Source organism: Stenotrophomonas sp. P5_B8 (assembly GCF_054049855.1).
The window spans coordinates 1-8,103 of sequence record NZ_JBFULO010000162.1; the positions used below are offsets into that span (position 1 = coordinate 1).

Annotated in this window: 7 protein-coding genes; 6 read left to right on the forward strand and 1 reads right to left on the reverse strand. The window is 65.4% G+C overall.

The window, feature by feature from the left end:
* From dsbG to ACXJKH_RS10730, 5 genes are all read left to right on the forward strand, one after another.
* A partial coding sequence (gene dsbG / locus ACXJKH_RS10710; RefSeq protein ID WP_457319416.1) for a thiol:disulfide interchange protein DsbG occupies positions 1-513 on the forward strand: 513 nt, incomplete at its 5' end.
* Positions 514-956: 443 nt separating this feature from the next.
* Positions 957-2,411, forward strand: a complete 1,455-nt coding sequence (locus tag ACXJKH_RS10715; protein WP_457319417.1) for a DcaP family trimeric outer membrane transporter — start codon at positions 957-959, stop codon at positions 2,409-2,411.
* Positions 2,412-2,462: 51 nt separating this feature from the next.
* A complete protein-coding gene (adiC, locus tag ACXJKH_RS10720; RefSeq protein WP_256774159.1) occupies positions 2,463-3,809 on the forward strand; it encodes an arginine/agmatine antiporter in 1,347 nt (448 codons plus the stop codon).
* A gap of 21 nt (positions 3,810-3,830) precedes the next feature.
* Positions 3,831-6,119: an Orn/Lys/Arg family decarboxylase gene (locus ACXJKH_RS10725; protein ID WP_457319418.1), complete on the forward strand. Its 2,289-nt coding sequence runs from the start codon at positions 3,831-3,833 to the stop codon at positions 6,117-6,119.
* Between the two features lie 28 nt (positions 6,120-6,147).
* Positions 6,148-7,050: a cation diffusion facilitator family transporter gene (locus ACXJKH_RS10730; RefSeq protein ID WP_457319419.1), complete on the forward strand. Its 903-nt coding sequence runs from the start codon at positions 6,148-6,150 to the stop codon at positions 7,048-7,050.
* 15 nt (positions 7,051-7,065) lie between these two features.
* On the opposite strand, the gene ACXJKH_RS10735 is transcribed toward ACXJKH_RS10730, so the two are convergent.
* On the reverse strand, positions 7,066-7,641 hold the full coding sequence (locus ACXJKH_RS10735; RefSeq protein ID WP_457319420.1) for a hypothetical protein: 576 nt from the start codon (positions 7,639-7,641) through the stop codon (positions 7,066-7,068).
* Between the two features lie 177 nt (positions 7,642-7,818).
* Between ACXJKH_RS10735 and ACXJKH_RS10740 the strand changes: the two genes are divergently transcribed.
* Positions 7,819-8,103, forward strand: a 285-nt coding sequence (locus ACXJKH_RS10740; RefSeq protein WP_457319421.1) for a Rid family hydrolase, incomplete at its 3' end; no start/stop codon positions are given.

The window sequence follows — 8,103 nt, forward strand, 5'->3', positions numbered from 1 at the left end:
GAAGTGGGCGCGGCGGCAATGGAGAAGCTCGCGGCCAAGCCGATGTCCGACCGGATGTGGAGCAAGCTCGACGCCAGCGCGTGGGTGCGCGACGGTCGCGCCGATGCGCCGCGCGTGGTGTACACCTTCAGCGACGCCAACTGCCCGTACTGCCATCGGTTCTGGGAAGCAGCGCGGCCGTGGGTGGACAGTGGCAAGGTGCAGCTGCGCCACATCATGGTCGGCGTGATCCGCGAGGACAGCCCGGCCAAGGCCGCGGCGATCCTGACATCCTCCAATCCCAGCGCGGCATTGCTGGAGAACGAGCATGCGTTCGACAAGGGCGGCATCAAGCCGGTGGCGAAGCTGTCCACCGAGGTGGCCAACAAGCTCAACGCCAACCAGGAGCTGATGATCGAGATGGGCTTCCAGGGCACCCCGGGCATCCTGTTCAAGGATGACAAGGGCCTGCTCGACCGCCGCTCGGGCATGCCGCAGGGCAAGGACATGGATCTGGTGATGGGGCCGCGCTGATGCCACGGGCGGGATGAAAGGCCACGCGCCGGTGCAACGCCGGCGTGCGGTAGGTCACATTTACGGCCCGTGGCGGTTGATTTCGATCAAGGCCGAAAACGACACGCGCACTACGCTGTGTGCATGCAGACAACGTCCGCCACCACGCGTATTCACCGCGATGCAACCGTTCCGCGGTCATTGGAGCGACGGCCAGGCTTCACGGGTTGCTCACCCTGCCATTGTTACTCAAAGCGCTGGCATGCGGGCGACAACCGTCATGCCAGCCGGGATGAGGAGGGAATCCCACGCGGGCCACTACCACGCCGGCAACGTGACGGTTCAACCGTCTGCGTGATGCGCGTGCGACGCCTGCCATGCAGTACCGGGTTGTCGTTCGGACTCCTGCGCGCGTGCGTATCGGAAACCGGCGGCAAGGCTGTTCGCGGTTCATGGAGAACGTGATGCGCCTGGCTGTAGTGACCCTTGCCTGTGCGACGGCGCTGTCGTCCACACCGGCCCATGCACAGGATTCGGCTGACGCGCTTCGGCAGGAGATCCAGTCGCTGCGGCACACGCTGGCGGCGATGGAGAAACGCCTGGACGCGCTGGAATCGAACAAGCCGCCGCCAGCGGTGTCCAGTGCCGCCGCTGCCCCGCTGCCTCCGGCGACGTCGATCGCCGCACCCGCTGCACCTCCGATACCCGTCAACACGCTCGCCCAGGCTGGCGCCTCACAGGTGCCCGGTGTCGGCCAGGCCATCCTGCCACCACGTGATTCTGTGTCCGATCCGTCCTCGGCGGCCTCGCGCCCGGACAGTGCCGCCGGCCCGACCGATCCGGAGCTGAAGGGCTTTTTCGCCATCCCCGGTACCGACACCCTGATCCGCATCGGCGGCTACGCCAAGCTGGATGCGATCGCCGATTCGCGTGCGGCCGGTGATGAGGAACAGTTCGTCACCTCCTCCATCCCGGTCGGCGGTCCACACCGTGACGTATCCAACTTCACCCTGCATGCCAAGCAGACGCGCTTCAGTTTCGAAGCGCGGCGCCCGACCACGCACGGCAACCTGCGCTTCTACCTGGAGAACGATTTCTTCGGCAGCAGCGACAGCTACCAGTTCCGTCTGCGACACGCGTATGGGCAGCTCGGCAACACCTACGCAGGTTATGGCTATGCGACCTTCRTGGACGCCGACAGCCTGCCCGACACGCTGGATTTCGCCGGTCCCGGTGGCGCCGGCTACCTGCTGGTGGCCGGTATCCACCACAGCTTCCCGCTGGGCAAGGGCAACACGTTGACCGTCGCCGCCGAAGATCCGGACACGCAGCTCAGCGCGCCGGGCGAGGGCATCGGTGCGGTCAACCAGGCGCCGGATGTGACCGTTACCGCGCGCATGGAGCGCAGCTGGGGCCACCTGCAGCTGGGTGCGGTGGCGCGCAGCCTGGGCTACGACGGCGATGCCAGTGATGATCGCCGCATTGGCGGCGGGCTGCAGGTGAGCGGCTCGGCCGCGGTGGGCGAACAGGACCTGCTGCTGTTTGGCGCATTGGGCGGCACGGGCCTGGCCCGTTACACCGCCGACCTGACCGGCTCGGGCATGGATGCGGTGGTGCGCGCCGATGGACGCCTTGCGCTGCTCTCGCTACAGGGCGGTTTCGTCGGCTACACGCACTACTGGTCGCCGATGTGGCGGTCCAACCTGGTCTACGGGCAGCTCAACAGCAAACGCAACGACGCGCTGGCTGCCGATGCGTTCCGCCGCAGCCGTTACGGCCTGTTCAACCTGATCTGGAGCCCGGCACCGTCGTGGACGATGGGCATGGAGCTGTTGTACGGGCAGCTGGAGCAGCAGGGCGGACAACGCGGCGACACGGTGCGGCTGCAAGGCAGCCTGCAATACAACTTCATCAAGTAGACCCCAGCGCCCGGCGCGATCGGGCCCCTGCCAGGCAAAGGAGAAAGCGTCATGGCAAAAGCGAAGAAAATCGGGGTGGTCGGTGCCACCTTCCTGGTGGCCGGCAACATGATGGGTTCGGGGGTGTTCCTGCTGCCGTCCAGCCTGGCCAAGATCGGTACCGCCTCGATCTGGGGCTGGCTGATCACCACCGCCGGCGCACTGCTGCTGGCCTTCGTGTTCGCCAAGCTTGGCAAGCTGGCGCCCAAGGCCGGCGGTCCCTACGCCTACGCGCGCGATTGGTTCGGCCCTTACATGGGCTTCCAGACCAACACCATTTACTGGTTCGCCAACTGGATCGGCAACGTGGCCATTCCGATCGCGGCGGTGGGGTATTTCAGCTACTTCTTCCCGATTCTGTCCGAGCCGCTGCCGCGCTGCCTGGCGGTGCTGGCGCTGGTGTGGGCCTTGAGCTTTGCCAACGTGATCGGTCCGTCGTTCGTCAGCAAGCTGCAGACGGTGACCACCAGCTTCGCGCTGGTCCCGATCCTGGGCATTGCGATCTTCGGCTGGTTCTTCTTCGACCCAACCATCTTCAAGGGCGCCTACAACGTGTCCGGCGAGTCCAACTTCGGCGCGGTGTCCAGTGCTGCCGCGCTGACCCTGTGGGCGTTCATCGGCGTGGAATCGGCCTCGGTGACCGCCGGCGTAGTGGAGAACCCGGAGAAGAACGTGGCGCGCGCCACCCTGGCCGGTGTATTCCTGGCCGCGGTGGCCTACATCGCCAGCTCCTCGGTGATCATGGGCATGGTGCCCAATGGCGACCTGCAGGTGTCCGATGCGCCGTTCGCGCTGGCTGCGGCCAATGCAGTGGGCGGGTGGGGCGGTGCGCTGGTCAGCCTGTGTGCCTTCGTCGGCGCGGCCGGCTCGCTTGGCGGCTGGATCCTGCTGACCGCGCAGAGCGCAAAGGCTGCCTCCGATGACGGCCTGTTCCCCAGCATCTTCAGCAAGACCAACAAGGACGACGTGCCGGTCAAGGGCGTGCTGATCGTGGCAGTACTGATGACGGTGGCCGTACTGGTCACCTCCACCTCCAAAACCGCCTCGGCGCAGTTCGATGTGATCACCTCGGCCGCCGTGGTGCTGACCCTGCTGCCCTACATCTATTCCTGCGTGGCCTGCTACTTCGTGGTCGAGCGCTCGCACACGTTGGTGCATACCGGCGCGTTCTGGCTGCTGACCAGCGTGACAGTGGTGTACTGCTTGTGGGCGATCTTTGGCTCGTCCGGCAGCATCGTCCAGTACGCCTTCCTGTTCGTGCTGTTCATCACGGTGTTCTATCCGTTCTTCAGCGAAGAGCGGCGCCGCCAGCGCGGTCTGCCCGCGCTCGATTCTGCCGTCCGCGCGACGCTTTCGTGATATTGCCCCAGGAGAATCCCCGTGTACTTCAAGTCCCTTGATTACCCCATCATCGTCATCGACGACGATTACGAGTCACCGCGGATCGGCGGCATCCTGATCCGTGCGCTGGTGGACGAGCTGCGCAAGAGCGACCAGCGCGTGCTGTGTGGCCTGACCCTGGCCGATGCGCAGGCTGGTGCGCGCACCTATGTGGCTGCCTCAGCGGTGCTGATCTCCATCGATGGCACCGAAGAGAATCCCGAGCAGTTCCAGCGTCTGCTTGCCTTCCTGCGCGAGCAGACCGCCCGCCGTGCCAACCTGCCGGTGTTCCTGTACGGCGAGCGGCGCACCATCGAGAAGGTGCCGAGCAAGCTGCTGAAGTTCGTGCACGGCTATATCTTCCTGTTCGAAGATACCAAGAGCTTCATCTCGCGCCAGGTGATGCGTGCGGCCGAAGACTACATGGCCAACCTGCTGCCGCCGTTCTTCAAGGCGTTGATCCACCACACCGCCGAGTCGAATTACTCCTGGCATACGCCTGGGCATGCCGGCGGCGTGGCGTTCACCAAGTCGCCGGTGGGACGTGCGTTCCACCAGTTTTACGGGGAAAACACCCTGCGCAGCGATCTGTCGATCTCGGTGCCGGAGCTGGGCTCGCTGCTGGACCATACCGGCCCGATCAAAGAGGCCGAGAACGAGGCGGCGCGCAACTTCGGTGCCGACCATACCTTCTTCGTCACCAACGGCACTTCCACCGCCAACAAGATCGTCTGGCACGGGACCGTGGGGCGGGGCGATGTGGTGTTCGTGGACCGCAACTGCCACAAATCCCTGCTGCACTCGCTGATCATGACCGGCGGCATCCCGGTGTACTTCACCCCCAGCCGCAACGCGCACGGCATCATCGGGCCGATCAGCCTGGACCAGTTCACCCCCGCGTCGTTGCAGGCGGCCATCGCGGCCAATCCGCTGGCCAGCAAGGCCTACAAGGCCGGTTCCAAGCCGCGCATCGCGGTGGTGACCAATTCCACCTACGACGGGCTGTGCTACAACGCTGAGAAGATCGCCGAGGAAATCGGCAGCGCGGTTGATTTCCTGCATTTCGATGAAGCCTGGTATGCGTATGCGGCCTTCCATCCGTTCTACGAGAACCACTACGGCATGGCCAAGGGCAAGCCGCGCGAGCAGGATGCGATCATCTTCACCACCCATTCCACCCACAAACTGCTGGCCGCGTTCTCACAGGCCTCGATGATCCATGTTCGCAATGCGGCCAGCCGCGCGCTGGACGCCGAGCGTTTCAACGAAGCCTTCAKGATGCACACCACCACCAGCCCGCATTACGGGGTGATCGCCGCGTGCGATGTAGCCTCGAAGATGATGGAAGGGGCGGCCGGTGAGTCGCTGGTGCAGGAGATGCACGATGAGGCCATCGCTTTCCGACGCGCGATGCTGCACGTGCGCGAGGACCTGGGCCGCGACGACTGGTGGTTCAGCGTGTGGCAGCCGGACAAGCTGGAACGGTCACTGGCCAAGGGCGATGCACCGGCACCGATGGTGGCCAAGCGGAGCGAATGGTACCTGCAGCCGGATGCACACTGGCACGGGTTCGATGGCCTGGTTGAAGACTATGTGCTGATCGATCCGATCAAGGTGACCCTGCTGACCCCGGGGCTGTCGATCGATGGCGATATCGGCCAGCGCGGCATCCCTGCGGCGGTGCTGAGCAAGTTCCTGTGGACGCGCGGCATCACCGTGGAGAAAACCAACCTGTACTCGGTGCTGTTCCTGTTCTCGATGGGCATCACCAAGGGCAAGTGGAGCACGCTGGTCACCGAGCTGATGGCGTTCAAGGAGCTGTATGACGCCAACGCGCCGCTGACCCGCGCCTTGCCGGGGCTGGCGGCGGACTTCCCGGTGGCGTATGCCGGCTGGGGCCTGCGCGATCTGTGCCAGGCGCTGCACGAATTCAACCGCCAGTTCGCCGTGGCCAAGGTGATGCGCGCGATGTACGTGGACCTGCCCGAGCCGGTGATGACCCCGGCCGAGGCGTACGACCACCTGGTGCGTGGGCAGATCGAGCGGGTGGACATCGAGCAGATCAGCGGGCGCATCGCCGGCACCATGCTGGTGCCGTACCCGCCGGGCATCCCGACGATCATGCCGGGCGAGCGTTTCGGCGCCAGCGATGAGCCGATCATCCAGTCGCTGCGCATCGCCCGCGAGCAGAACGCGCGCTTCCCAGGCTTCGAGTCGGACGTGCACGGGCTTATCATCGACCGCGACGGCGACGTGCCAGGCTACAAGGTGGAGGTGCTGAAGGTCTGACGCCTGCGCGCCGGACCTTCGGCAAGCGATGGATACAGCACGCGAGCAGCGGGTCCTCACGTTTTCCATCGGGGTAACGATGGCGGTCAGCGCCATCGGCTTTGTCGGTGGCCTGCTGGTGGGGTCGCAGGCCATTCTGTTCGACGGCGTCTACAGCCTGGTCGACGTGGCCCTGACCCTGGTGGCGCTGTCGGTGCTGCGGCTGGTGGCGCGGGAGGAAAGCCCGCGCTTCCAGTACGGGTACTGGCACCTTGAACCGATGGTGGAGGCTTTGGGCGGGGCGATCCTGTCGCTGGCCTGCATCTATGCGTTGGCCAATTCGATCATCGGGCTGACCACCGGCGGGCATGAGGTCAAGGCCGGCCCCGCGTTGCTGTGGGCGGCCGTATTGTGCGTGAGCAACCTGGGCATGGCCGCGTTCGTGCGTGCCCGCGCGCAGCAGCTGAAATCGGCGCTGTTGTGGCTGGACGTACGCGCCTGGCTGTTGAGCGGTCTGATGAGCCTGGCGGTGGTGCTGGCGTTTGCGATCGCGCTGCTGCTGCGCGATGGCACGCACGCACACTGGATTCCCTACCTGGACCCGCTGGTGTTGGCGGCGATCAGCGTGGCGGTGCTGCCGGTGCCGTTGCGCAGTGCGTGGAAGGCCATGCGCGAGGTGCTGCAGGTGGCGCCGGATACGCTGGACGCGCGCGTGCAGGCAGTGATGAAGGACTTCGTGGCCGAAYACGGCTATCTGGATTTCACCAGCCACGTGGCCAAGATGGGGCGCATGCGCTTCGTCGAGATCCACATCCTGACCCATCCGGAAACGGTGATCGGCAGCATCGGCAATGTGGACCGGCTGCGCGATGACATCGCCGGGCGCCTGGACGCGCGCGGTAGCGAGTTCTGGTTGACCATCGATTTCACCGCCGATCCGGCCTGGACCTGATTCGGCGCGCAGCGCTCAAGGTGGGGACCTCTGGCCCTCACTGGACGTCGAGATGATCGTTGCGTTCTGCGGCAGTGACACCACGAACGGGTAGCGCGGCAGCAGCCAGGGGTAGTCTCGCTCCAACACGGCGTGGGCGTCATCCCGACGGTCGTTGAAGGCCAAGTCGTGCGCCATCACCCGGCGGGCATCCTGCTGGCTCGGCTCGCCCGTCACGACGTACACATCGCCAATGTAGGTGGCCTTGCCGGCCTCGATCGTGATGTGTGGGGCATCGGCCTCGTCCAGGGCCAAGGTCTGACCCTGCCGGTAGAACAGCAGTCCGATGTAATAGCGCCCGGCCTTGATCCGCAGCGAGGTGGTGGGCTCGTTGCAGACGATCACACCCTTGAAACGGTACGGGCCGATCAGCCCCTTGGCCGAGGTGCCAGGCGCGTACAACTGCATGCCGAAGGTGTTATCCGGGCAGTGGCTGGTGGTGATCAGCAGCCCTTCGTCGGGCTTGAGCGTGGCGCTTTCCTTGAGGTTTTGCGGCCCGGCCAGGCAGGGCAGGGCGACCAGCAACAGCAGTGCAGTCCAGACAATTCTCATCCTGAGCTCCCGTGGGGTTCTTCGTGAACGTGCTTTGGCGGGCGTACGACCCGCGCGGATGGCCGGGAGTGCTCGAATCATCCATGACTGCACCGCAGCGTTGCAATGCGCTGCGTTGACCTCAACCGAGGTTGAGGCACGAGACTGCGAACTCACTCCCTGACCAAGTCTTCCCCCATGTTGATCGATACCCCTGTCGCGCCCGCCGGCCTGTTCGGCTTCATCAATCCATCCGGCCTTTACGACCCGAGCGCGAATGGCTATTCGCATGTGGCGGTGGTGCGCCTGCCGGCCCGCGTGATCCATATCGCCGGGCAGGGCGGGGAGACCGCCGATGGCGCGTTGTCGCCCCGCTTCGAGGCGCAGGTCGCCCAGGCGCTGGACAACCTGAGCCTGGCGCTGGCGTCGGCCGGGGCCAGCTTGGCCGACGTGGCCAAGCTCACGGTGCTGGTGGTTGATCAC